26 protein-coding genes and 1 rRNA gene are annotated in these 24,019 nt (G+C 34.7%); 9 read left to right on the top strand and 18 right to left on the bottom strand.

What is annotated here, in order from left to right; genetic code table 11:
- Positions 1–228: 228 nt before the first annotated feature.
- Positions 229–1,128 (top strand): mechanosensitive ion channel family protein, encoded by a 900-nt coding sequence (locus LOK78_RS15520; protein ID WP_053971565.1) that lies wholly within the window; start codon positions 229–231, stop codon positions 1,126–1,128.
- On the opposite strand, the gene LOK78_RS15515 is transcribed toward LOK78_RS15520, so the two are convergent.
- The 9 genes from LOK78_RS15515 to LOK78_RS15475 form a co-directional block, all read right to left on the bottom strand.
- Positions 1,125–2,528 (bottom strand): M20/M25/M40 family metallo-hydrolase, encoded by a 1,404-nt coding sequence (locus LOK78_RS15515; protein WP_232395815.1) that lies wholly within the window; start codon positions 2,526–2,528, stop codon positions 1,125–1,127. The two genes, LOK78_RS15520 and LOK78_RS15515, sit on opposite strands and share 4 nt — an antisense overlap.
- Before the next feature lie 69 nt (positions 2,529–2,597).
- Positions 2,598–3,476 (bottom strand): PPK2 family polyphosphate kinase, encoded by an 879-nt coding sequence (locus LOK78_RS15510; RefSeq protein WP_053971563.1) that lies wholly within the window; start codon positions 3,474–3,476, stop codon positions 2,598–2,600.
- Positions 3,477–3,584: 108 nt separating this feature from the next.
- The gene (locus LOK78_RS15505; RefSeq protein WP_232635538.1) at positions 3,585–4,748 is read right to left on the bottom strand and encodes a sigma-54-dependent transcriptional regulator; all 1,164 of its coding nucleotides are present in this window, start codon (positions 4,746–4,748) and stop codon (positions 3,585–3,587) included.
- Position 4,749: 1 nt separating this feature from the next.
- Positions 4,750–5,646 (bottom strand): DUF6268 family outer membrane beta-barrel protein, encoded by an 897-nt coding sequence (locus LOK78_RS15500; protein ID WP_232635537.1) that lies wholly within the window; start codon positions 5,644–5,646, stop codon positions 4,750–4,752.
- 6 nt (positions 5,647–5,652) lie between these two features.
- Positions 5,653–6,477 (bottom strand): mechanosensitive ion channel family protein, encoded by an 825-nt coding sequence (locus LOK78_RS15495; protein ID WP_053971561.1) that lies wholly within the window; start codon positions 6,475–6,477, stop codon positions 5,653–5,655.
- Between the two features lies 1 nt (position 6,478).
- Complete coding sequence (locus tag LOK78_RS15490; RefSeq protein WP_166960038.1) at positions 6,479–7,789, bottom strand: ABC transporter permease; 1,311 nt, start codon at positions 7,787–7,789, stop codon at positions 6,479–6,481.
- On the bottom strand, positions 7,786–8,718 hold the full coding sequence (locus LOK78_RS15485) for an ABC transporter ATP-binding protein (RefSeq protein WP_232395811.1): 933 nt from the start codon (positions 8,716–8,718) through the stop codon (positions 7,786–7,788). The genes LOK78_RS15490 and LOK78_RS15485 overlap by 4 nt, the downstream gene beginning before the upstream one ends.
- A gap of 305 nt (positions 8,719–9,023) precedes the next feature.
- A complete protein-coding gene (dnaJ, locus tag LOK78_RS15480; protein ID WP_053971558.1) occupies positions 9,024–10,151 on the bottom strand; it encodes a molecular chaperone DnaJ in 1,128 nt (375 codons plus the stop codon).
- A 3-nt stretch (positions 10,152–10,154) separates the two neighbouring features.
- Complete coding sequence (locus LOK78_RS15475) at positions 10,155–10,700, bottom strand: nucleotide exchange factor GrpE (protein WP_232635536.1); 546 nt, start codon at positions 10,698–10,700, stop codon at positions 10,155–10,157.
- A 159-nt stretch (positions 10,701–10,859) separates the two neighbouring features.
- Between LOK78_RS15475 and LOK78_RS15470 the strand changes: the two genes are divergently transcribed.
- Entirely contained in the window at positions 10,860–11,513 is a 654-nt protein-coding gene (locus LOK78_RS15470) for a YceI family protein (RefSeq protein ID WP_232395810.1), read from the top strand.
- 49 nt (positions 11,514–11,562) lie between these two features.
- Here LOK78_RS15470 and LOK78_RS15465 read toward each other — a convergent pair whose 3' ends face one another.
- From LOK78_RS15465 to LOK78_RS15450, 4 genes are all read right to left on the bottom strand, one after another.
- A complete protein-coding gene (locus LOK78_RS15465) occupies positions 11,563–12,468 on the bottom strand; it encodes a TIGR01777 family oxidoreductase (protein WP_232635535.1) in 906 nt (301 codons plus the stop codon).
- Between the two features lie 108 nt (positions 12,469–12,576).
- Complete coding sequence (mnmC2, locus tag LOK78_RS15460) at positions 12,577–13,284, bottom strand: tRNA (5-methylaminomethyl-2-thiouridine)(34)-methyltransferase MnmC2 (protein ID WP_232635534.1); 708 nt, start codon at positions 13,282–13,284, stop codon at positions 12,577–12,579.
- 1 nt (position 13,285) lies between these two features.
- Entirely contained in the window at positions 13,286–13,717 is a 432-nt protein-coding gene (locus LOK78_RS15455; protein ID WP_232635533.1) for a hypothetical protein, read from the bottom strand.
- Complete coding sequence (locus LOK78_RS15450) at positions 13,717–14,223, bottom strand: DUF4920 domain-containing protein (protein WP_232635532.1); 507 nt, start codon at positions 14,221–14,223, stop codon at positions 13,717–13,719. The genes LOK78_RS15455 and LOK78_RS15450 overlap by 1 nt, the downstream gene beginning before the upstream one ends.
- Positions 14,224–14,336: 113 nt before the next feature.
- On the opposite strand from LOK78_RS15450, the gene LOK78_RS15445 reads away from it, so the two are divergent.
- Positions 14,337–15,407, top strand: a complete 1,071-nt coding sequence (locus LOK78_RS15445; RefSeq protein WP_232635531.1) for a branched-chain amino acid aminotransferase — start codon at positions 14,337–14,339, stop codon at positions 15,405–15,407.
- 33 nt (positions 15,408–15,440) lie between these two features.
- On the opposite strand, the gene LOK78_RS15440 is transcribed toward LOK78_RS15445, so the two are convergent.
- Positions 15,441–15,827, bottom strand: a complete 387-nt coding sequence (locus tag LOK78_RS15440; protein ID WP_232395804.1) for a pyrophosphohydrolase domain-containing protein — start codon at positions 15,825–15,827, stop codon at positions 15,441–15,443.
- A 49-nt stretch (positions 15,828–15,876) separates the two neighbouring features.
- On the opposite strand from LOK78_RS15440, the gene LOK78_RS15435 reads away from it, so the two are divergent.
- Positions 15,877–16,062: a hypothetical protein gene (locus LOK78_RS15435; RefSeq protein ID WP_053971549.1), complete on the top strand. Its 186-nt coding sequence runs from the start codon at positions 15,877–15,879 to the stop codon at positions 16,060–16,062.
- 66 nt (positions 16,063–16,128) lie between these two features.
- On the opposite strand, the gene LOK78_RS15430 is transcribed toward LOK78_RS15435, so the two are convergent.
- Positions 16,129–18,165 (bottom strand): dipeptidyl-peptidase 3 family protein, encoded by a 2,037-nt coding sequence (locus tag LOK78_RS15430; protein WP_232635530.1) that lies wholly within the window; start codon positions 18,163–18,165, stop codon positions 16,129–16,131.
- A gap of 91 nt (positions 18,166–18,256) precedes the next feature.
- Between LOK78_RS15430 and LOK78_RS15425 the strand changes: the two genes are divergently transcribed.
- Positions 18,257–19,288, top strand: a complete 1,032-nt coding sequence (locus tag LOK78_RS15425) for an SRPBCC family protein (protein ID WP_232635529.1) — start codon at positions 18,257–18,259, stop codon at positions 19,286–19,288.
- A gap of 8 nt (positions 19,289–19,296) precedes the next feature.
- Entirely contained in the window at positions 19,297–19,668 is a 372-nt protein-coding gene (gene crcB / locus LOK78_RS15420; RefSeq protein WP_232635528.1) for a fluoride efflux transporter CrcB, read from the top strand.
- 1 nt (position 19,669) lies between these two features.
- Here crcB and LOK78_RS15415 read toward each other — a convergent pair whose 3' ends face one another.
- The gene (locus tag LOK78_RS15415; protein WP_232635527.1) at positions 19,670–20,272 is read right to left on the bottom strand and encodes a DUF1684 domain-containing protein; all 603 of its coding nucleotides are present in this window, start codon (positions 20,270–20,272) and stop codon (positions 19,670–19,672) included.
- A gap of 221 nt (positions 20,273–20,493) precedes the next feature.
- On the opposite strand from LOK78_RS15415, the gene LOK78_RS15410 reads away from it, so the two are divergent.
- Positions 20,494–21,726 carry an MFS transporter gene (locus LOK78_RS15410; RefSeq protein ID WP_232635526.1) on the top strand — a complete coding sequence of 411 codons (1,233 nt, stop codon included), beginning with the start codon at positions 20,494–20,496 and terminating at the stop codon, positions 21,724–21,726.
- 3 nt (positions 21,727–21,729) lie between these two features.
- Positions 21,730–22,698, top strand: a complete 969-nt coding sequence (locus LOK78_RS15405) for a YpdA family putative bacillithiol disulfide reductase (RefSeq protein WP_232635525.1) — start codon at positions 21,730–21,732, stop codon at positions 22,696–22,698.
- Here the strand turns inward: LOK78_RS15405 and LOK78_RS15400 are convergent.
- Entirely contained in the window at positions 22,685–23,125 is a 441-nt protein-coding gene (locus LOK78_RS15400; RefSeq protein WP_053971542.1) for an Lrp/AsnC family transcriptional regulator, read from the bottom strand. The genes LOK78_RS15405 and LOK78_RS15400 overlap by 14 nt on opposite strands.
- Before the next feature lie 106 nt (positions 23,126–23,231).
- Here LOK78_RS15400 and LOK78_RS15395 point away from each other — a divergent pair, with 106 nt between their 5' ends.
- Positions 23,232–23,615 carry a hypothetical protein gene (locus tag LOK78_RS15395; RefSeq protein ID WP_053971541.1) on the top strand — a complete coding sequence of 128 codons (384 nt, stop codon included), beginning with the start codon at positions 23,232–23,234 and terminating at the stop codon, positions 23,613–23,615.
- Positions 23,616–23,941: 326 nt separating this feature from the next.
- On the opposite strand, the gene rrf is transcribed toward LOK78_RS15395, so the two are convergent.
- A 5S ribosomal RNA gene (gene rrf / locus LOK78_RS16885) occupies positions 23,942–24,019 on the bottom strand; the annotation flags it as partial.

Raw genomic sequence — 24,019 nt, 5'->3', positions numbered from 1 at the left:
ATTTTAGACGAGGAGATTTTATTTCCTATCAAAAAAATGGGAAATAACTATATCCTTTTTTCATATAAAAACACCTTTAAAATCAAGGTAAGGAAAAATTGCGATTTAGCTCTTTTTCTTCATAAGAAGCGGACTTTTGAACATTTTTATTTTATTTTTAACAAAATGATTTTTCAGATTTAATTATCTTTTATCACACCCTTACAATAAACCTTCAAATAGTTCCAAATGGAAAAGAATTTCTCAATAACGAAAGCTATTTCTAATCTTATTGACAAACTAGATGGTTGGTTTGAAGCCATTATTTTAAAATTACCCAACTTTGTCGTGGCCGTTTTGGTCATGTTCATGTTCTATTTTCTGGCCAAGTTTATCAGAAGATTTTCCAAAAAAGTGCTTTTCAAGAAAATAAGTCAGGAATCTATCAAAGACATTCTAAGCCGAATCCTATTTGCTGTCATTCTGATAATAGGCTTTTTTATTGCTCTAGGGGTGATGGATTTGGACAAAGTTTTAACCTCGGTACTAGCGGGTGCAGGAGTGATTGGCCTAGCCATTGGTTTAGCGCTACAGGCTACCCTGAATAACTCCTTTTCTGGTTTATTGTTATCCTTTCTTCCAAAAATAAGGTTGGGAGATTTTATACAAACTGGTGATATTTCTGGTTATGTAGAAGAAATTAGTTTACGTAACATCTTTATTAGGCAAACCGACAATGAGTTTGTGGTAATTCCAAACTCCATGGTTATTGAAAATCCTTTTGTGAATTATTCCTGGTCAAAAAGATCAAGAATTGATGTAGCATGCGGAATTGGCTATGAAAGTGACCTTCAAAAGGTAGAAGATTTGGTTAGAAAAATTATTACCGACCACTTCAAGCAAAATAGAAATGAGGAGGTTGAATTCTTCTTTACAGAATTTGGTGATAGCTCAATTAATTTTGTTGTCAGGTTTTGGATAGACAGTACCAAGCCCAAACCCAAATTAGAAGCCAAACATCAAGCTATCAAATTAATCAAACAGCATTTCAACAAAGAAGGCATCAATATTCCATTCCCTATCAGAACCTTGGACTTTGGAAAAAACAAATTACAATTGGTATCCGAAACCAAACCAAATACAGATTAATCTTTTAAGCTCGGATTATTTGCTATCGGTGAAATTCCGTATTTATCAATTAAATAGACCAAGGAAGTCATGGTTGCAGCTCCAAGTTCCAATTCACGTTTGTTCACGGCATCGAAGGTATCATTGGATGCATGGTGATGATCAAAATATCTTTGTGAATCGGGTCTTAATCCAGCAGTAACATTGGTTTCAGTTTTTAGAGGACCTACATCGGCTCCACTTCCACCCTTTTCAAAATAGTGAATCAAATAAGGTTTGAAAAGATGTTTCCATCCTTCAATTTTATTAAAAACAGCATCAGAACAATCAAAACTAAACCCTCTTGGTGTAAAGCCACCAGCATCACTTTCTAAAGAAAAAATATGGTTCTCCCCTTTAGCCTTAGCTACCTCAGCATATTTAGTGGCACCTCTTAGTCCATTCTCTTCATTCATAAACAAAACCACCCTAATACTTCTTTGCGGCTTGATACCACTTTCTTTGAGCAGTCTTAAAACTTCCATAGATTGAACAACTCCTGCTCCATCATCATGAGACCCATCTCCTAAATCCCATGAATCTAAATGTCCGCCAACAATGATATATTCATTTGGATATTTAGACCCTTTCATTTCTCCAATAACGTTGAAAGACTCCACATCGGACATTTGTTTGCAATTCTGACGGAAATAAAAATCCAAGTTTTTGTCCAAAGCTAGCATACTACTGAGCATTTCTGCATCATTAGTACTTATAGCTGCAGATGGAATTCGTTTTGAATTGGGCAGATTGTCATAAGTCATGCTACCCGTATGAGGCAGGTCATCCAGACGTAAGTTCATGGAACGCACGATGACCCCAGCGGCATTATATTTAGCAGCCTCAACAGCCCCTTTATACCTTTGATTGACACATCCACCATATGCTTCAAATGTTTGAATCAAATCGGCTTGCATGGGCCTGTTATAAAAAACGATCTTGCCTTCTATTTGCTCCTTACCTAATTTCTCCAATTCTTCAAAATTCTTAACTTCAACAACCTTAGCCGTTAGGCCTACTGCATCTGTTGCCACCGAACCTCCCAAAGCACAAATATTAACCGTAGTTGATTGTCCCGAAGAAGATTTAATGTAAGCATACTCCTTGGCGCCTCTTACCCATCTCGGTACCATAACAGGTTGTAACCATACCCTATCTAGACCTAAAGCTTCCAATTCATCCTTTGTATAATGAACAGCCCTTTCTGCATTTAATGACCCCGATAATCGACCACCAATAGTATTGGACAAATAATTTAACCACTCGTAGCTTTTTCCTTTGGTTAACGATTTGGTATAAATTGTTTTTAATAAGGTTTCATCGGTTTGGGCAAACCCCGTGAGAGATACTAAAAATAGTAAGGCAACAAGTTTTAATTTCATAAGCTTGATTGGTTTAGGACACTAAAATAACACTTAACAAGAACCCTTTTGTAAAAGAAATTATAAAATCTATTCGCTTTGTAATTGCTTCTTATAAAAATCGATTTTGGCCTTGATGTCATCATCTAATTCTGGTTCTTTGATATCCTCATATCGAGTTAAGGTGTCATAAAGAATTTTTGCAATGATATATCGTGTGGTTGGTTTATCGTCTGAGGGCACAATGTACCAGGGTGCATGAGGTGTAGAGGTTCTATTAATCGCGTCTTCATAGCAGGCCTTATAATCATCCCAAAGTTTACGCTCTTCAAGATCACCTGGCGAAAATTTCCAATTTTTCTCTTGTTTATCAAGCCTTCTAATCAATCTGTTTTTTTGCTCTTCTTTTGACAGATGTAAATAAAATTTAAAAATTAAAGTGCCATTTTCAGCAATATGTTTTTCAAAATTATTGATTTGTTCAAAGCGACTATGCCAAAAGGCTTCATTGATATCAGCTACAGAATGGATGTCTGGTAAATTTTCGTTTAAAATATAATTTGGATGTACCCGAGTTACCAACACATTTTCATAATGTGTTCTATTGAAAACAGCAAATTTCCCTCTTGCAGGAAGTGCGATATAATGCCTCCAAAGATAATCGTGTTTGAGTTCAAGATCTGTTGGTGTTTTAAAACTATGAACAACCACCCCTCTGGAATTAAAATCTTTAAACACCTCTCGTATCAAGCTATCCTTACCCGCTGTATCCATACCCTGAATACAAATAAGTACGGCATACTTTGAATGGGCATAGAGTTTATCTTGAAACTTACCTAGTTTTTCACGCACCTCCTCCAATTCCTTTTCTATTTTCTTTTCGGAAGCATCCAAATCATATTTGGTGTCAATGGTGTCTAAATGTACCGTGTTTGGTGCAATAAATGAATCAACTGATATATCCTTCATATTATAATTTTTGTTCTTCTTTGAAAGATAAGTAAATCTCACCTCAGTGAAAAAAAGATTTAATTATCAATGCAAAAAAAAGCCGTTCGTATTGAACAGCCTTTTGGTTTATTTGGAAGCAAACAGTTTGACATCATTCTCGGTGACTTCTTTTTCTCCAAGAATAATTAACCGTTCAACCACATTTCTCAATTCCCTAATATTTCCAGTCCAATCATACTCTTGAAGTAACTTAACCGCTTTATCTGAAAATGTTTTCTTTGAAGTCCCTTGCTCTTCTGCAATTTTTTCGGAAAAATATTCAATCAAAAGAGGGATATCATCTCTTCTATCATTCAAGCCTGGCACACTAATTAAAATAACCGCCAAACGATGGTATAAGTCTTCTCTAAATTTACCATCTTCAATTTCTTTCTGCAGATTTTTATTGGTAGCAGCTACAACCCTGACATTTACCTTAATATCTTTATCACTACCTACCCTTTGAATTTTATTTTCTTGAAGGGCTCTTAAAACTTTAGCCTGCGCAGACAAACTCATGTCTCCAATTTCATCAAGGAAAATGGTCCCTCCGTTGGCAGCCTCAAACTTTCCTGCACGATCTTTATTGGCTCCCGTAAAAGACCCCTTTACATGACCGAACAATTCACTTTCAATAAGTTCTCCTGGTATGGCAGCGCAATTGACCTCAACCATCGGGCCTACAGACCGTTCACTTTTTTCATGGAGCCAATGAGCAACTAACTCTTTACCTGTTCCATTAGGCCCAGTGATTAAAACTCTAGCATCAGTAGGTGCCACTTTTTCAATCATATCCTTAATTTGGGAAATGGCTGCGCTCTCTCCTACCATTTCGTAATTCTTACTGACTTTTCTTTTTAGCTTCTTATTTTCAACAACCAATTCCTTTCGATCCAAGGCATTTCTGACAGTATTCAAAAGTCTGTTCAAATCTGGTGGTTTTGAAATATAGTCGAACGCTCCCAATCTCATGGTATTTACAGCCGTATCCAAATCCCCATGTCCTGAAATCATCACCATCGGAATTTCCGGTTTAATTTTCTTTACGGCTTCAAGAACTTCAACCCCATCCATTTTTGGCATTTTAATATCACAGAGAACTAAGTCATAATCCTCATTCTTTATGGCTTCAAGTCCTTTTAGTCCATCTTCGGCTTCTTCAAGTTCATATTTATCATTTTCCTCTGAGAGAATTTTCACGAGGACTCTTCTAATGGCTGCTTCGTCTTCTATTACTAAAATTTTTGGCATCTTATATTTTATATTTTAAACCTCCACGAAAGTAGAAGGTGTTTAAATCATCTAATCTAAAAACTTCGTCGTTATTTTTGTCCCTTAATATGGTCCTTTGCCTTAAGGTGTAACCTGTATAAATATAGAAAGCGAGGTGATCTGTAAAACTATGTTCATAGCCCAAACCCGTCACAACCATGCTCATAGACATATACTCGGCTTCTTTATCATAAACCATAATCTTATTCTGAACATGACCATAAAAACCATCTAAAGTAACATACAATTGCAAAACATCCTTGTCCATTTGTGGGTCAAAATGATATTTCATATTTGATTTTGGAACACCCAAAACGTAGGACCAATGCGGATGAAATCTTCTATGATAATTTACATAAGGCAATGGAAAAGGCAAACCAGTTGTACTGTTGTAGGTAACCCCTAGAATCAAACGATTGGGCTTTCGTGCTGTTTCATCTTTCATTCTATCTTTAACAGCATAAACACCGGCATTGATAAAAAAATCTTCCCAAGTTAAAGGTTTCGAAAAAGTTGAAGCTATTCTGGGTACAATTTTACCACCGAAACGCCAATCCTTTTTATTGACAAAGGTATATCCCAAACTGAAATCAATGATATGAAACCTATCCAATTCTGACTTTGGAAATGGATAATGATCTTCAAGGTGCATTATCACACCATTATATTCAGCTCCAACAACAATAAAATTCTTGTCTTTGACTCTAATTGGAAAATTGACCAAACCTCTTAACCTGTAATACTCATCCTCTGACTCCTTTTTGGGAACAAATGAATACTCCAACCTTGCCAAATCACTTAATTGTGCCTGAGCCGAAAAAGCTATAGCAAACAACAAAAAAAAGATTAGGACATGGCGTAAGAGTCGGTTGGGCATAGGCATTTATGGTTTAATGATATGAATATCCCTCTGCGGAAAAGGAATCGTAATATTATGTTGTCTAAACAATCTATCTATTTCAAAACGTATTTCACTCCTTGGAAATTGCCCTTTAAAACTATCATTAAGTGTAAATATTACTTTAAAATCTAATGAACTACTTCCAAAATCTGTAAAAACCACAGTAGGTGGTGGATCTGGAAGTACATCTGGTGAAGATTCTGCAGCTTGAATTAAAAGTTTTTTAACTAACTGAACATCACTCCCGTATGCGACTCCTACCGTTACAAACTCCCTCGTTGTAGTACCGTTTTGGGTCCAATTATAAAGGGTATTGGTCAAATACAAATGGTTTGGAATCACCAAGACCTTATTATCTATGGTTACAGCTCTAGTTGTACGTAATTTAATTTCTTCAATTCTTCCCACCTTATCTTCGATCTCTATAATATCACCAACATGAACCGTTTGATCTACCAGTATAAAGACTCCCGATATGATATCTTGAAAAAGGGTTTGAAGTGCCAAACCTATCCCTATTAAAAGAGCTGCCGATGCTGCAAAGATTCCCGTCACATTAACACCTATCATATGAAAAGTGATTAACAGAATCAATATGTAAACAAGCCATCTCGCATAGGAAAAGACAACTTTAAACTTTTTGCTATCATCAAGGGGGAGGTTCCTTGTTATAATTTTTCTAAGGATGTTCAACAATATAGTAGCCATTAAAAGCACCATACAAGCAATGATAACATCCATCAAGCTTAGAGAAATGTCTTTGCCTAATTCAAAATTTCTATTTAAAAATTTAAGGAAATCCCTCATTCTAATATCTAATCCATTTAATTAGTTCTTTATAACTAGGCTTTTTACCATACATTAAAATTCCAACCCTGTAAATTTTTGATGCAAACCAAACTGCAAAAAGAAAGGTAGCCACCAACAAACCAAACGAAAGTAGCTGCTGCCAAATAGGTACGCCAAATGGTATTCTCATTAACATGACTACAGGAGAAGTAAATGGAATGAACGAAAATATGGTTGAAACAGTCCCATGTGGATCTTCTATAACCGTAAAAACACCTATATAAACAGCCAAGATGAGGGGCATCAAAATAGGTAGAAGAAACTGTTGGGTGTCTGTTTCACTATCAACTGCGGCTCCAATGGCTGCATATAGCGAACTGTACAGCAAGTAACCACCAAGAAAAAACAATAGAAACGCCACTACAAGATTACCAATAGGAAGGTTATTAATTGCTATAACTATTGATTGAAACTCAGGAGAATTAGTATTTTCCATGGCTTGTCTCATAGCTTCTTGATCCACTGGCTGAGTTTGTAGAACATCCACTCCAAAAATAGCTGAAACAATTGAAACCAAAACGCCTCCTAGGATAAGCCAAATAAGAAACTGGGTTATACCAGCCAGGGAAGTCCCTATGATTTTTCCCAGCATCAATTGAGTAGGCTTAACAGATGAAATTATCACTTCAATGATTCTATTGGTCTTTTCCTCTATCACACTTCTCATTATCATATTACCATATATAATAATAAACATGAACAAGAGATACCCAGCAGCACAACCAAAAAATAGTTTAGCAATACTGTCTATTTTAGAGGTTTTTTCACCCACAAAACTCTCTTGGGCAATATTTACTCTTAGTTTTGATTCCTTAATCTTATCAATATCAATTCCTTCCTCAATTAATTTCATCTCAGAAAGCTCCTTTTGGATGTTGTTTTCCAAATCAGACATTAACATCAAGGAAGGTGAATCCGTAGAAAAGAATTTTATATGTTCTCCCAATTCATTGAAATCATCGACATCCTCAATATAAAGAAGACCATAATCTCCATTAGCTTCAGTATCTCGTTTTGCTTCATCGAGGGAAAGATCATCTATAAATTTATAAGTAGTATTGTCGGTAGACTGAAAAGCATCCTCCAAAAAACCAGATTCATCCAATACGACGATAGTTCGTTCCTTATTGTTATTTAATTGTGATAAATAAGCAACAAAGGCAACCAAAATAATCATAATGATAGGACTCAAAATGGTCATCACTATAAACGATTTATTCCTAACCTTGTTAAGGTATTCACGTTGTATGATTAATGGTAAATGGTTCATATTTTGGTATTTTTAACCGCTTGAATAAAAATATCGTTAGCACTTGGAATAAGCTCAACAAAATGAGAAACTTCACCCCTAGAAGTTAAATATCTCAACAAATCATTTGCTGATTCATCGGCATTAAGTTTTACATTTAGTTTTAACTCCTCTCCCAGGGTTTTAAAATTTGCTTTGGAAAGTTCAAACTTGGAGGCAAGTTCTTGCTCCAAAGCTACATCATTTTGACTCTTTATACCTACCTCATAGATGTTACTCTTAAAGGTTCTCTTAATTTCTGTCAATGGGCCATCCAAAATTTTATTGGACTTGTGAATTAAGGCAATGTGATCACATAATTCCTCAACTGATTCCATGCGGTGTGTTGAAAAAATCACAGTAGATCCATTTTCCTTCAACCTCAAGATTTCATCTTTTATTAAATTGGCGTTTATGGGATCAAATCCAGAAAATGGTTCATCAAAAATGAGTAATTTGGGATTGTGCAATACAGTTACTACAAACTGCACCTTTTGAGCCATCCCTTTTGAAAGCTCCTGGATTTTTTTGTTCCACCAGCCATGAATTTCCAATCTATCAAACCAATATTGAAGCCTTTCTTTGGCCTCAACTTTACTTAATCCCTTAAGCCTCGCCAAATACATGGCTTGTTCACCAACTTTCATGGACTTGTACAACCCACGCTCTTCTGGCAAATAACCAATATCCTGAATATGATGATTTTTTAGAGGTTCTCCATCTAAAATCACCTTTCCAGTATCAGGCATGGTAATTTGATTAATAATTCTTATTAGGGTGGTTTTTCCTGCTCCGTTTGGACCAAGTAACCCAAATACGCTTCCTTTTGGAACAGAAATGGAAACTTCATTAAGTGCTGTAAAATTTCCAAATTTTTTAGAAACTGCATGCGTTTCTAATAAGTTATCCATAAAATTATATCATTAAAAGCTAAAGCTAAATCGATTGTGTAAATATATTAAAACTACTAAAGGTTTACTCCCTAATTTGAGTTTAATATAGGGAAAACCCTTAAAACAAAACCCACCCTTAAATAAATTCAAGGATGGGAAAAAATTGCTATGAAAAAGAAAAATACCACTATTATTTAGAAATAGTGATAAACCAAATATAGTACTTTTTTATAAATAAATATTTAATTATTATAATTTTATCCCTTATAAAATAAAAAAGCCACAAGTAGTTGTGGCTTTTTTTATTTCTATTTCAATTTCCTTTAAGAAAACATGTCTTTTACCTTTTCAAAAAATGATTTATCACCACTTTCTGGCTTAGGAGTGAAGTTTTCATCATCCTTCATGGATTCAAAAAACTCTTTCTGCTGTTTATTCAGATTCTTTGGAGTCCATACATTGACATGCACCAATAAATCTCCTTTGCCATATCCATTGATACTCGGAATTCCTTTTCCCCTCAATCTCAAAATCTTCCCAGATTGCACTCCTGCTTCAATTTTGATACGTACCTTACCTGTCACGGTGTCTATCTCCTTAGATGTACCCAAGACCGCATCTGGCAAACTAACATACAAGTCGTAATGAAGATTATCCCCCTCACGTTGCAAGGTTTCATGTCTAGCTTCTTCAATTGCAACTAACAAATCACCAGCAATTCCATTTCCTGGAGCTTCATTCCCTTTTCCAGAAACTTTTAACTGCATTCCGTCTACAACTCCCGCAGGTATTTTAATGGCTACGGTTTCTTCCTTAACAATCATACCGTGAGCGTCTGCTTCTGAAGGCTTTTTATCAATAACTTGACCTGCGCCACCACAAACGTTACAGGTGGTCGCTGTTTGCATTCTACCTAAAATGGTATTGGTTATTCTGGTAACTTGCCCAGAACCATTACAAGTTCCACAAGTTTTATATGTGGTTCCTTTAGCTTGAACTTTCCTTTTAACCTTAACTTTCTTTTCTACACCATTGGCTATTTCTTCCAGAGTAAGCTTAACGCGAATTCTTAGGTTACTTCCTTTTACTCGCCTTACTTGCTGACCTCCTCCAAATCCAGAGAAACCAGAAAAACCTCCACCTCCAAAAGCTCCTCCAAAAATATCTCCAAATTGACTAAAGATATCATCCATGTTCATACCTCCAGAGCCAAATCCGCCTGCACCATCAAATGCCTGGTGTCCAAACTGATCATACTTGGCCTTTTTATCAGCATCACTCAAAACTTCATAAGCTTCTGCAGCCTCTTTAAATTTGGCCTCAGCATCCTTGTCATCCGGATTTTTATCTGGGTGATATTTTAATGCCATCTTTCTATAAGCCTTCTTTATCTCAGAGGCATTGGCACTTTTATCTATTCCTAATATTTCGTAATAATCTCTCTTCGCCATATCTTATTTTCCAGTTACAACTTTAGGAAATCTAATTACCTTATCACCTAATTTATAGCCCTTTTCAACAACATCAATGATTTTTCCTTTCAAATCGTCTGATGGGGCTGGTATTTGAGTAACCGCTTCGTGATCATCTGCATTGAAATCATCACCCTGGCTCAGTTCAATTTCCATCAAACCTTTACCTTTAAGGACGTTTCTAAGTTTGTTGTTAATCAATTCGACTCCTTTAAGAAGTTCTTTTTCCTCGGTTTTTGCAATTTCATTATAAGCCCTCTCAAAATCGTCAAGAACTGGCAACAAGGCCACCATCACATCCTGACTAGCTGTCTTGAAAAGTTCAATTCGCTCTTTGGAAGTACGTCTTTTATAATTTTCAAACTCTGCAAACAACCTTAAAAACTTATCTTTTTCTAACTTCAACTCTTCTTGTAGTTTTTCTTCTGTAGAAATTTCTGAAGCTTGCTCTACTTGTTCTGTGGCCACCTTTTGTTCTTCCACTTGATTATCTGTCAAATCTTTAGCTTTTTTATCTTTCTTGTTCATGGTTCTAACTCAACGTTAAATTCTCAAATTAGTTTGGCAAAAGTACTGCCATTATTGGAAAAATGTCAAAATGTCACCAAAGAATTTTAATATTTTTTTATGTAAAAATTATTGACCAATGTTTACTTTTACACTTAACACTAAAACAAAACCTGTATTATGAAAAACCGAATTTTAAATGTATTAATGGTAGTGGCTATTACCATGGCTATTGTTGGATGTAAAAAAGCAAAAGAAGCAGAGACTACAGCAGCCGAAGAAACAGCCGAAGCAACTGTCGTTTCAACTGAATATACCGTAGATACTACTGCCTCTACCATTACTTGGAAAGGTTTCAAACCAACCGGATCGCACCATGGAGTTATTGCTCTAGAAAGTGGTGTTTTAACTGTTAAAGACGGATTGGTTGAAAGCGGAACTTTCAAGGTAGACATGGGATCTTTGGAAGTTAATGATATTCCTGCAGAGGATGAAATGAACGGAAAGTTAACTGGTCACTTGAAAAGTGCAGATTTCTTTGATGTTGAAGCATTCCCAACTTCAGAATTCACTGTAACAGGATCTGAGAAAAAAGATGGTGCTTTAATGCTTTCTGGAAATTTAAAAATGAAAGATGCTACTAATAACATTACAATTCCAGTTACTTTAAATGAAACTGAAGATAGCGTGACTTTAACAAGTGAAACTTTCAGCATTGATCGTTCTAAGTGGAATGTAAAATATGGCTCTAAATCATTTTTTGATGATTTAGGAGATAAATTTATTAACGATGATGTAGAGTTAAAAATTAGCTTAACTGCTAATAAGTCTTAATACATTTTATATAAATTTAGAAGAAAAGCCAGCTTTATAGCTGGCTTCTTTATTTTAACAAATCCTGAAGTGCTGGATTTAAATTTGGAAAACTAAATTCAAAACCACTTTCCTCTATTTTTTTACTACTCACCCTTTGGCTCTCAAACAATAGAATATGCATTTCTCCAAGGATTGTTTTCATCAAAACTTTAGGAATATTTGGCAACCATAATGGCCTATCTAAAACATTAGCGATAGAATGTGTTAATTCGTGGTTAGTGACGGGGTTTGGAGCTACTCCATTATATACCCCATGCAATTCTTCTCTTAAAATATAAACAAAAATATCAGCCAAATCTTCAATATGAATCCAAGATTGCCATTGATTGCCTTTACCAAAAACAGCGCCCAAACCATATTTAATTGGCTTTACCATTTGCGGTAATGCTCCAGAGTTAGCATCGAGTACTAAACCGATCCTTACTTTTGCAACGGCTATTCCTAAATCCATGAATTCATCTGCAGCTGCTTCCCAATTCTTAACAACCATCCCTAGAAAATTATCTGATAAATGGTTGCATCCTTCTTCATAATATTTGGTCAAGGAATCCTTATAAATTCCAATAGCACTGGCTGTAATAAGGTGGCTTATTAAATGATCTTGTTTTGACAGGGCCTCCTTCAAAACATGAAGACTCTGGGTCCTACTCTCTAAAATAGCTTGTTTGTTGCTTTTGGTCCATCGACTTCCAATAGTGGCACCAGCTAGATTGATTATGGCATCAACACCATCAAAACAACCTGCATCCAATTCATTTTTGGAAGGATTCCAATAAAAGCCTTTATAATTTTTTTGATTTTGAAGTTTATGTTTTGAAGTTGTCAAATAATGAACGGAAATATCATTCTCAAGACATTTTTTTACTATCTCCTTCCCCACTAAACCAGTCGCTCCTGTAATTAAAACCCTCATAAACTCTCAATATATATCAACAAAGGTACATATTTGTAAGAGTATACTTGTATCATTTAATTTAGGTTTAACACGACTACTTGAAACTTTTAACAGAAAATAATCTATTCAAGAAAAAGGTTTGACCGCTCTTAGCATTTCTCGTTTTCCTGGTGGACCGGGTAATTTTTCGACCAAAAACCCTACAGCTAGCATAGCTCTTCTCACAGAACCTTTTGCCGAATAAGTGACCAAAACTCCACCGCTTTTTAATGCTAAAAACATTATTTCAAAAATTGACTCCGTCCACAATTCGGGCTGAACTCGAGACCCAAAGGCATCAAAGTAAATAATATCAAATGTTTCCTTAAAAGTGATCTGATGAAAGAATTTTTGAATTTTGGTGAGTTGAAAACCTGAAGTAATTAAATGAGGTTTCTCCCATGATACTTGATGCAACCTTTCGAATAAATCTGAACCTTTTTCTGATTGAAGTTGATCAGGATAATTCAATTCTGAAATTTCAGTTTCAGAAACGGGATAAGCTTCAACGCCAACATAATTTATAAGTAAATTATTGGACTTTGATTCCAAAAGTGTCAAAAACGCATTCAAACCCGTACCAAAACCTATTTCTAAAATCGAAACATTTTGAGAAAGGGTTTTATCGCCATCATTTACAACTTGTCCCTGATCTAAAAAATAATGTAAACCATGCTTTAAAAAAACGTGCTTTGCCTCTTGAATGGCACCATGGACAGAATGATACTGCTCATTCCACTCTTCAATTTGAATGGTTTTTGAACCATCACCCGTTGTAATTATTTGACGTTTCAAACTATTGGATACGCAATTTATTGATCCTTGGAATTGGCCCCGTACATGAAGTTTGATGGCATGAAATACAGGCATCTACCATGGTGTTAAACCTGTCGGGTAAAGACACTTTAGATGAATCATTAAAAATTTCCTTTTGTGCTTCTAAAAACACTTTGGAAAATGCCTCAAAATTAGCATTACGCTCTTCAGGCTTAGTCATCTCTGCTGAGTGAATTCTTAAAAAATCGACAGGAAATGTCGTGGGAATTTTTCCCTCCAAAATTTCCTGTTTGATTCTTTGATTATGTCCATACATTTGCTCCATTAAAAGAGCCATCTCTGAAAATTCATACATATCATAGACCTTTTTCTCTTTTGGTGTTTCCTTCTCATTGCTTTTGCAAGCAGTAACAAAGATTAAAAGAACGATGACTATACTTGGTATTCTCATTATTCTTCTTTTAGTAAAACACCGTCAGCAACAAAGGTGTAGGTTCTTTTTGGTTCAGTAATAGCTGCTATTTCTTCTTCAGATTTACCAGCATCTTGAGCATAGTGTTTTTGCTCTTCTACGGTCATTTCATCAACAAAAGCAGTACCATCAATAATTACCTCCTGGCCTGCAATATTTTTTGGCATAAAAAATCCGTAATCTTTAAACTTCACCATGACTTCTTCTTCATTTCCAAGATCCAAACGCATCCAGCAACCTTTAGTTTGACAAACACTATTTACCTTAGAAGTCATTTTAACCCGAACACTATCTCCTGGTGTTAAATCTTTAAATTTTTCATTCATCTCCTTAGCGGCCAAGGCCTGATCGGCTTGAATTTTTTCACCAAAAGACACATAGGCTATTTCATCCTGAGCCTCAGAAGGTTCTGGACTATTTTCCCCTCCGTTTTTACAGGAAATAATAAATAATGTAATAAATAAAATTTTTAAAAGATGTTTCATGATAGCTTAATATTAAAGTATTTAGGGCCAAATATACTGTATTTTTAAGTAAACATTAAGTTTTATATCAGGCTTAAATTCAGTATTTTTGCCTCTTCTTAAACTTTTAAAAAATGTCTACAATTTTAGCTAAAAACATTAAGGTTGAAAAAACCAAGAACTCAAAATTATCTGAAACTGATTTTGACAATTTATCATTCGGAAAAGTTTTTTCTGATCACATGCTAATTTGCCATTACAAGAATGGTTCTTGGAATGAGCCTAAAGTTGTACCATATCAACCCCTTACCTTGGATCCTGCAAGTAAGATCTTTCACTATGGTCAATCTGTCTTTGAAGGAATGAAAGCCTATAAAGATGAGAACAATGATATCTATTTATTTAGACCAGAAAATAACTGCAAGCGTTTGAATATTTCTGCTAAAAGATTAGCCATCCCAGAAGTACCAGAAGACTACTTCATGGAAGGTTTAAAAACGCTATTAAAGGTAGATGCTGATTGGATACCCACAGATAGTGGCAGTTCTCTTTACATTAGACCTTTTATTTTTGCTTCAGGAAATGGCTTCCATGCCTCACCAGCTGAGGAGTATACTTTCATTATTGCTACAGCTCCTTCTGGATCTTATTTTTCTGGAAAAGTTAAAGTAGCTATTGAGCAAAAATACTCGAGATCGGCTAATGGTGGTGTAGGATATGCAAAAGCTGGTGGAAATTATGCTGGTCAATTCTATCCAACTCAATTAGCCATAGAAAAAGGATATAACCAAGTTATTTGGACAGATGATAACACTCATGAGTTTATTGAGGAAGCTGGTGCTATGAACATTTTTGTTAGAATTAACGACACCTTATTAACCGCTCCTACAAGTGATAGAATTTTAGACGGAATAACACGAAAAAGTATTATTGAAATTGCAAAAGCCAATGGCATCCCTGTAGAGGTTAGAAAAGTTTCTGTTAAGGAAATTATTGAAGCTGCCGAGAAAGGTTCACTTAAAGAAATGTTTGGATCTGGAACCGCAGCCGTTATTTCTCCTATTGCAGGCTTTGGCTATGAGGGAACAGACTATGATCTTCCAGAATTAACAGATAGTTATGCTAGTAAATTGAAAAAATTAATTACCGATATACAATATAATCGCTCAGAAGACCCATTTGGTTGGAGAGTCAAAGTTGACTAGTAAAAAAAACGGAACCTTAAAGGTTCCGTTTTTTTATTTGTTAAGAATGGTTTCTATATCTGGTTTAAAATAATTAGGCCCTTTTAAAACTTTACCATCTTCTCTATAAATAGGCTCCCCATCAGAACCTAATTTACTCATATTACTTCTTTGTATTTCTTCAAAGACTTCTTCTATTTTATGTTGAAGTCCATGTTCTATTATGGTACCACATAATATATATAACATATCTCCTAAAGCGTCTGCGACCTCCACTAAATCATTGTTATTGGCAGCTTCCAAATATTCTTCATTCTCTTCACGCATCAACTTATAGCGAAGTAAATTTTTATCCTGTCCGAGATCTGCTTTAGGCGCTTCTAAATATCCCAATTTAAAGGCTGTATGGAATTGTTTAACGGCTTCAATTTTATCTTTCATTTCACAATATTTATATCTTGTTTGTCTATTTTTGCTTAAAAATAAATATATGTTCAGTAAAGGACAATTGGTTTTTGCAATTTTATTTGCAGTAGTGTTTTTTGTAGTGATTGCTTATACTTACAGACGAGATTTAAAACTTCATAAAAAATACTACAAAGGTACCATTTGGGTTTTAATTGCTTTTATTTCGTTTATTGCTTTTATTGCCATGTTGAAATTTATATTCATGTAAACCAATAATTAAAAATAAAAAAGAGGATGTTTTCACATCCTCTTTTTTTTTGTCTCAGCATATAACTTAATTTACCTCTGGTAAAAAATGATATAGTTTACTGTAATTCATCATTTGTTCCTCAAAGGAATCCGGTTGGGTTACTTTAATCGCAATAATCTCTCCTTGATCATTCATCTCTGGAACCAATACAGGATTTACAAAACCACTGTAAGGGGCTGAATTAAATTGTTTATTTCTTTCTAAAATCTCAGAGTGCAAATCTTGATCTACTTTGACTCCATAAGTCTCCACAAGTTCTTGAACTGCAGTGAAATCACCTTCAGATTTAATACGTTGTGTTTCTCTTAATAGTTCCCCAAATAATTCGTGAAGCTTTTCATAATCATTGATATTGAAATACGTTTTTCCATCTCTGGATACTTTTTCAATCACGTTATCTTTCTTTCCCTTTTCAAAAACCCAGGCACTCACCCATTGGCGATTTCTCATGTGGGCCTCTTCAACATCATCACCCAATTCCAATCGAATAAGTTGAGTCATCAAGCCATTTCTTATGTAACCATCATATGCAGCCTTTCCTACAGATTTCCAATCATCAACTAATCCTAATTCTTGCAATTTTGGGCTGTATAAATAATATAATCCTACTAAATCAGCTCGACCTTCTTCCAAGGTTGATGCATAATTTTTTAGAGTTTCTTTGGTTGTTCCAACACCTGGATTCAATTGTCCTGAAGCATGTCCTATCACCTCGTGCAATGCTGTATGAAGTTTATCGGCCAATTGACCATACTTCTCTTCCAACATAACTTCTTTTTCATCATTGGAAAATTCCTTTAACCTACCAGTGCTTCCTGCGTTATTATAAGAGTGGATAATATTTCCTAAGGAAACAGATTTACTACCTACCTCTTTTCTAATCCAACTAGAGTTTGGTAAGTTGACACCTATAGGGGTACTTGGGGAAGCATCTCCAGACTCTCCAGCTACATTGACAACCTTGTAGCTTACTCCAACGACATTTTTCTTCTTATGATCATCCATTAATGGAGAATTATCTTCAAACCATTGGGCATTTTCTGATAGTACTGCCATTTTTTGAGACATGTCAAAATCCTTAATTTGAATGATACTTTCATAAGACCCTTTATACCCTAACGGATCATTATAAACCTCTATAAAACTATTTATATAGTCCACATTACCTTCTGTAGCAGCTGTCCAGGTTACATTGTAGTCGTCCCAAGTTTTTAAATCACCACTTTTATAATACTCAATCAATAAACCTAAAGCATCGGCCTGTGGTTGATTTTCGGCAACTCCCTTGGCCAATTCCAACCACTTAATAATTTCATCAATTGCTTCTCCATATAAACCTCCCGATTTATATACACGTTCCTTGACCACTCCATTTTCTTTGACCAATTGCGCATTTAAACCAAATGACAATGGCTTTTCAGGATTTGGGGATTTCATGTTCCCATAAAAAGATTCTACATCAGAACTAGTCACATTAGGACCGTAAAAGTTGGTGGCAGAAACGGCAATATTATCAACACCCTGAGCTAAATTCACTTTTTTTGAGTCATTTTCATTAAATATAACATCAAATGCATCTCCTTCTAAAGTTGCTCCAGAAGCTGCTAATAATTCTTTTAGATAATCTGCTGAAAATCCTGGTTTAATTTTCATGTTGGAATAATGGTGGTGAATTCCATTACTAAACCAAACACGCTTTAAGTATTCTTCAAAAGCCTTCCACTCCTCAGTATTTTTATCTCCAGAAAAATCAGAGTAAACCGTTTCTAAAGCTTTTCTGATTGTTAAATTATATCGGTAGTTTTGATCCCAGATAATATCTCGACCTGATAAACCGGCTTGGGTTAAATAATAAACCAATTTTTGCTCTTTTAGGCTTAATTGTTCCCATCCAGGAATTTGATACCTTAAAATTTTAAGGTCAGCAAATTGATCAACAACGTACTCAAAGGATTCTGATTTTTCCTCAGTAACCATTACTTCTGGCTCAGACTTTTCCTTACCACATGATAATACTAGTAAAAGCACCAGCATTAACCTTAAACTTGTTTTAAACATCATTTTAATTAAATTAGTATTCCCACAAAATTAAGCATTTCATACATGTTTGTAAAATTGATTATCTTTGATTGTTAACAATCAACTCTCTCTAATGAAATTCCTTAAATTAATAGTTTTTATACTACTTATAGCTTTTATTGGTGTTGCCATTTATATAGCCGTTCAGCCAAACTCCTATGAAGTTTCTAGAACCAAAACCATTGACGCTCCACCGTCGGTAGTATACGATGAAGTCATTGACTTTAAAAAATGGGAAGCTTGGTCTCCTTGGATTGAAAAGGAGCCCACAATCAAATTAGCTTATGCTGATAAAACTGAAGGCGAAGGAGGCTCCTATTCTTGGGAAGGCAAAGATGGTATTGGAAAAATGAAAACCCTTTCAGCTAACACTGATAAATCTATCATACAGGAAATCCAATTTGATGATTATGAACCATCCCATATTTTGTGGGATTTTGAACCTACAGATGATGGAAAAACCAATGTAACTTGGACCATGACAGGTGATAACCTCCCATTTATTTTTAAAGGCTTTGCTGCATTAAGTGGAGGTTTCGATAAAATGGTTGGTCCCGATTTTGAACGAGGTCTAGAAAAATTAGATAGTGTATCCATGGCCGCCATGAAGAAATTTGACATTAAAGTGAATGGTATTTCCGAACACGGAGGTGGTTTTTACATTTATAAGACCACATCCAGTAGATTCGATGAAATGAGCACAGCTATTGAAAAAATGATGACCGAAGTAAGCTCCTATGCCATGAAAAATAACCTTACCATGGCAGGCCCGCCATTTACTATTTACCATTCTTGGGATGAAACATTAGGCACTACTATGTTTTCTTGTTGTGTTCCTACTACTGATAGGGTGATTATACCAGAAGGGGATATTTTAACGGGGCAATTGGATCCCTTTAAAGGTGTCAAAACTACCTTGAAAGGAGATTACAGCAACCTTTCTCAAGCTTGGGATCAAACCATGGCCTATTTAAAACAATACGATTTAAAACCGGCCGAAACTGGCTCAATGATTGAATCTTATGTCACCGATCCATCTCGGGAACCCAATCCTGCCAACTGGATTACAGAATTATATGTGGCTATAGAACAACCAGCAGAATAATTGCTTTAATGAAACACTTAGCTCTTGTTTTTTTGGGAGGTGGACTAGGTAGTGTCCTACGCTTTTTAATTGGAAAATTCTTAAACAGCTCAGAAACAGGAATCCCATATGGTACGTTTGCAGCTAATATTTTAGGTAGCCTTCTCATTGGTTTGATACTTGGATATGCCTCTAAAAATAATGGACTATCTCATGAACAAACCCTTTTGATGGCAACGGGCTTTTGTGGTGGCTTTACAACCTTCTCCACCTTTGCTTACGAAAATCATGTGTTTTTAAAAACAGGAGACTTCACCAGCTTTGCCATTTATACCATTGCCAGTTTTATTATAGGGTTTTTAGCTGTTTTTGCAGGAATGTACCTTGTAAAATGGCTTTAGTTTAGTTCTTATCATATGCTTTTACGCCAGCTTCTATTTTCCTATTTAAATAATTATTTCTTGGTACAATAGGACACGAATATTTATCATTATAAGCACAATAAGGATTGTAGGCTTCATTAAAATTGATGACAATATTATTTCCTTTTGGAATACGTGCTTCAACATATCTGCCACCACCATAGCTTTCTTTGCCATTAGTATTATCTAAAAACGGTAGAAATAAATAATCTTCATAGCCTTCCTTTTCCATTAAACCTAAATTTTGATATATATCTAGTTTAAAGGATTGACCTTCAATTTCAAACTGAACAATTCCGTATTTGACATAGTCGGCAAGCCTGTCGGTAGTTGTTTTCATTTTAAATGGCTTTTCTTCTGGTGTTCTTATAAGTATCGCATCAACAACATAGATGGAATCAAAAGAAAAAAATTCTAATCCTTTAAACAATTTTCTATCCTTTTCTTTTAAAGGTGATTTAGTAGCATCTTTAAAATCAGCATTCATTTGTTTTTGCCATTCTGTGTCTCCAGGTAAAGTCTCTCTTTTTTGGGAACATGCAGAAATCGCTAATAATAGAAAGAAAATTTGAAAAAGTTTCATCGTTATTTTTGTTTCTAAAAGTACAACTTAAAACATTTTTTACTAGTTTTGATTGACAAAATAAAATCAAATGAAATCTTACGTCACAATTTGCAAACAAAGAACCGCTTCTGAATCAGGAAGATGGATGGTTTTACTATTGTGATTATGCTATAACTGTTAACGAAAACAATTTTAAAAAGTCCAACTTCACAGTTGGACTTTTTTTATATCCTAGAGTCATGATTAAATTAATAAAAATGTACTTCAATACGTTTTCTGGTCTATCCAGAGAGGTTTGGTGGTTGGCCTTGATTACTCTAATCAATAGAGCGGGTACAATGGTTATACCATTTTTATCACTTTACTTAACAACTGACCTAAATTTTTCCTTGGGACAGGTTGGATGGATTATGAGTGCCTTTGGGTTAGGATCAGTAGCCGGATCTTGGTTGGGAGGAAAACTCACTGACAAAATTGGATTTTATAAAGTCATGGTTTTCAGTCTTTTTTTATCAGGAATATTATTTATCTGGCTACAGTTTTTAAAAACTTTCAATCTGATTTGCCTGGGAATATTTTTGGTGATGACCGTTGCCGATCTTTTTAGACCTGCCATGTTTGTAGCTCTAAACAGCTATAGCAAAATTGAAAATAAAACAAGATCTATTACATTAATAAGACTTGCAATAAACCTTGGTTTTTCTGCTGGTCCAGCCATTGGTGGTTATATTATAACTTCCATGTCATATGGAGGTCTTTTTTGGGTGGATGGTATTACTTGTATTGCAGCAAGTTTAGTCCTTTTGAAAGTATTGCACCCCAAAAAAGTTAAAGTTTTAGATGACTATAAAAATATGCAGCCAAAATCAGCCTTTACAGATTTCCCATTTATGATTTTCCTATTGGCCATGATTCTATTTGGTGTCATATTTCTACAATATTTCTCCACAATGCTCATATATTACAAGGAGGTGTATGGTTTAAATGAAAAATATATTGGACTGCTTTTGGGACTCAACGGTTTTTTAATTTTTATAATAGAAATGCCTTTAATTAAGTGGTTGGAAACAAAAACTTTTACCAAAACTGGGTTGATGCTTTTTGGGGCACTTTTAACAGGTTTAAGCTTTATTATTTTAAACATGTTTTCTTGGGTAGGAATTTTAATTGTTGGTATGGTTTTAATGTCTGTGGGAGAAATGATAACCTTTCCCTTCTCAAATGCTTTTGCATTACAACAGGCCAAAAGAGGAAACCAAGGAGAATACATGGCACTTTACAGTGTTGCTTTTTCTATTTCTCACATTATTGCCCATAATGCCGGCTTACATATGGTGGATGGGTTAGGTTTTAACACAACTTGGTTACTCATAACTTTTTTAGCAGTCCTATGTGTATTACTTTTGATGTTTCTTAATCTTCACATGAAAAGAAGAAAAAATTTAGGCCCTCATTTTGAAATCGAATTATAAATTATGAAAGATGTCGTTATTATAGGAGCTGGTCCTATCGGAATCGCTTGTGCTCTTGAATGTAAGAAAAAAGGTTGGGATTATTTGGTATTAGACAAGGGAGCATTAACAAACTCCTTGTTTAATTATCCTTTAAAAATGACTTTCTTTTCCACTTCTGAACGGTTAGAGATTGATAATATTCCGTTTATGAGCACAAATCCTAAACCAAATAGAGATGAAGCTCTTGAGTATTACCGAAGGGTTGTTTCCAATAATGATTTGACTATTAATTTATATGAAGAGGTGGTTAATGTTAAGAAACAAGGCCTTCATTTTTTAATTAAAACCACTAAACAGGACATTCAAGCAAAAAATGTTATCGTTGCAACTGGCTTCTATGACATTCCAAAATTATTAAATGTTCCCGGAGAAAATTTGGATAAAGTGGCTCATTATTACAAAGAAGCCCATCCCTTTTCCATGCAAAAAGTGGCTGTCATTGGCGCAAGCAATTCATCTGTTGACGCTGCCCTTGAAATTTGGAGAAAAGGAGGAGATGTAACCATGATAATACGTAAAAATCAAATAGGAGAGCGTGTTAAATATTGGGTCAGACCAGATATTTTGAATCGAATTGAAGAAGGAAGTATTAAGGTTTTCTATAATTCTGAAATTACCGAAATAAAAGAAAAAGAAATAATTATAAATACACCTACTGGATTAAAAACACTAAATAATGATTATGTTTTAGCTTTAACGGGCTACCAACCAAATTTTGAATTTCTTAAAAATTTAGGAATTCAATTACAGAAGGACAATCATGATATCCCAGTCTACAATAGTGAAACTATGGAAAGTAATGTAAAAGGTATCTACTTAGCTGGCGTCATTTGTGGAGGTAAAGAAACTCACAAATGGTTCATAGAAAATTCAATAATTCATGCTAAAATGATTGCCAATAATTTATCCAAAACTCTTAAAGAGGTCTAACCTCTCCATTTCTAACGACATCAGATAAAACAATTTGTGTTTTGGTTTCTCCATAGACAATTAATTGATCTATAAAGCTTTCCAGATGTTTTTGATTCTTAAATATTACTACCATTACAATATTTTCATGGCCTGTGATACGATAACAATTAATGACTTCATCAAAGGTTTTAACCTTTTCCAAAAATGGTTTTAATTTCCCCATAAAAGCTCTAATCGTAATTATAGCCTTTAATTGATATCCTACATCAAAATAAGATATTGCAGTATAATATCCCTCAATAATTCCAGCATCTTCCATTTTCTTTATTCTTTCTGATACTGCTGGCGAACTTATCCCTACCTCCTTACCTATAGCGGTATGAGATAGTCTAGCATTCCTTTGAAGACATTTTAAGATTTTCCAGTTTAAATTATCTATGGGCATGTCAACATCTTAATTAAATATTAAAGTAAATATATCATTTTAATTTAATATTTAAAGCAGGAATTCATTAGTTGTCACTAATTTTGAATAATTGCTTAGAAAAGATATGATATCACATTTTACAGAACAACCTATTTATCAAAAAGCGCTAGAAATATTTGTACTTTCAAGGAGTATTTCCAGCTATTTGAATCATGATCTTTCTGAAATCTACACAGATGGAAAGGAAAATCGTCATATATACTTTTCTGGTGATATTGTACAGCAATCGATTTCTTTGGCTCCTGAAATTGCAAAAGCAGAACAAGAAATCTGTAGCGAGAAAAAATATAAACACATTGCCTCTGTTAGAAGACTAACCAACCGTCTATATCATAGCTGTAGAAGATTAGAAAACTGCAACAGCAACGGACGTGATTATGTATGGTTACTTCGAAGAGAACTTCACAAGTTCAGAAAGTTGGAGCGAGCTTGGTCCCTTACCCTATAAGTAAAGTCCTCATTTAAAAATAGTTAAGCATACTGCTTAGTATTACTATTGCTCATGACATGGTAAGATTTGAGGGAATTTTCGGTTCTGGTCCTAAGAGCCCAACAAATTATATATTTTACTATAGTTGATGTATATAATTAACCGTATCCTTCAATAAACTAATTAGTTAGTTATCTAAAAGATAAGTATATCAATAACACTTTTGATTGTTTAGCTAGAATAACCATTATCTATAAATCTTTATATAGATTGTAAAAGAGATTATTTCTGTCCAAGATTGTTAAAAACAAAAAAAGCACCTGTCAAATGACAAGTGCTTTCAAAAAAGGCGGCGACCTACTCTCCCACAATGCAGTACCATCGGCGCTAACGGGCTTAACTACTCTGTTCGGAATGGTAAG

It is taken from the genome of Mangrovimonas futianensis, from assembly GCF_021245805.1.
GTDB classification, from domain to species: Bacteria; Bacteroidota; Bacteroidia; order Flavobacteriales; family Flavobacteriaceae; genus Mangrovimonas; species Mangrovimonas futianensis.
This window is presented reverse-complemented; position numbering and strand designations above follow the sequence as displayed.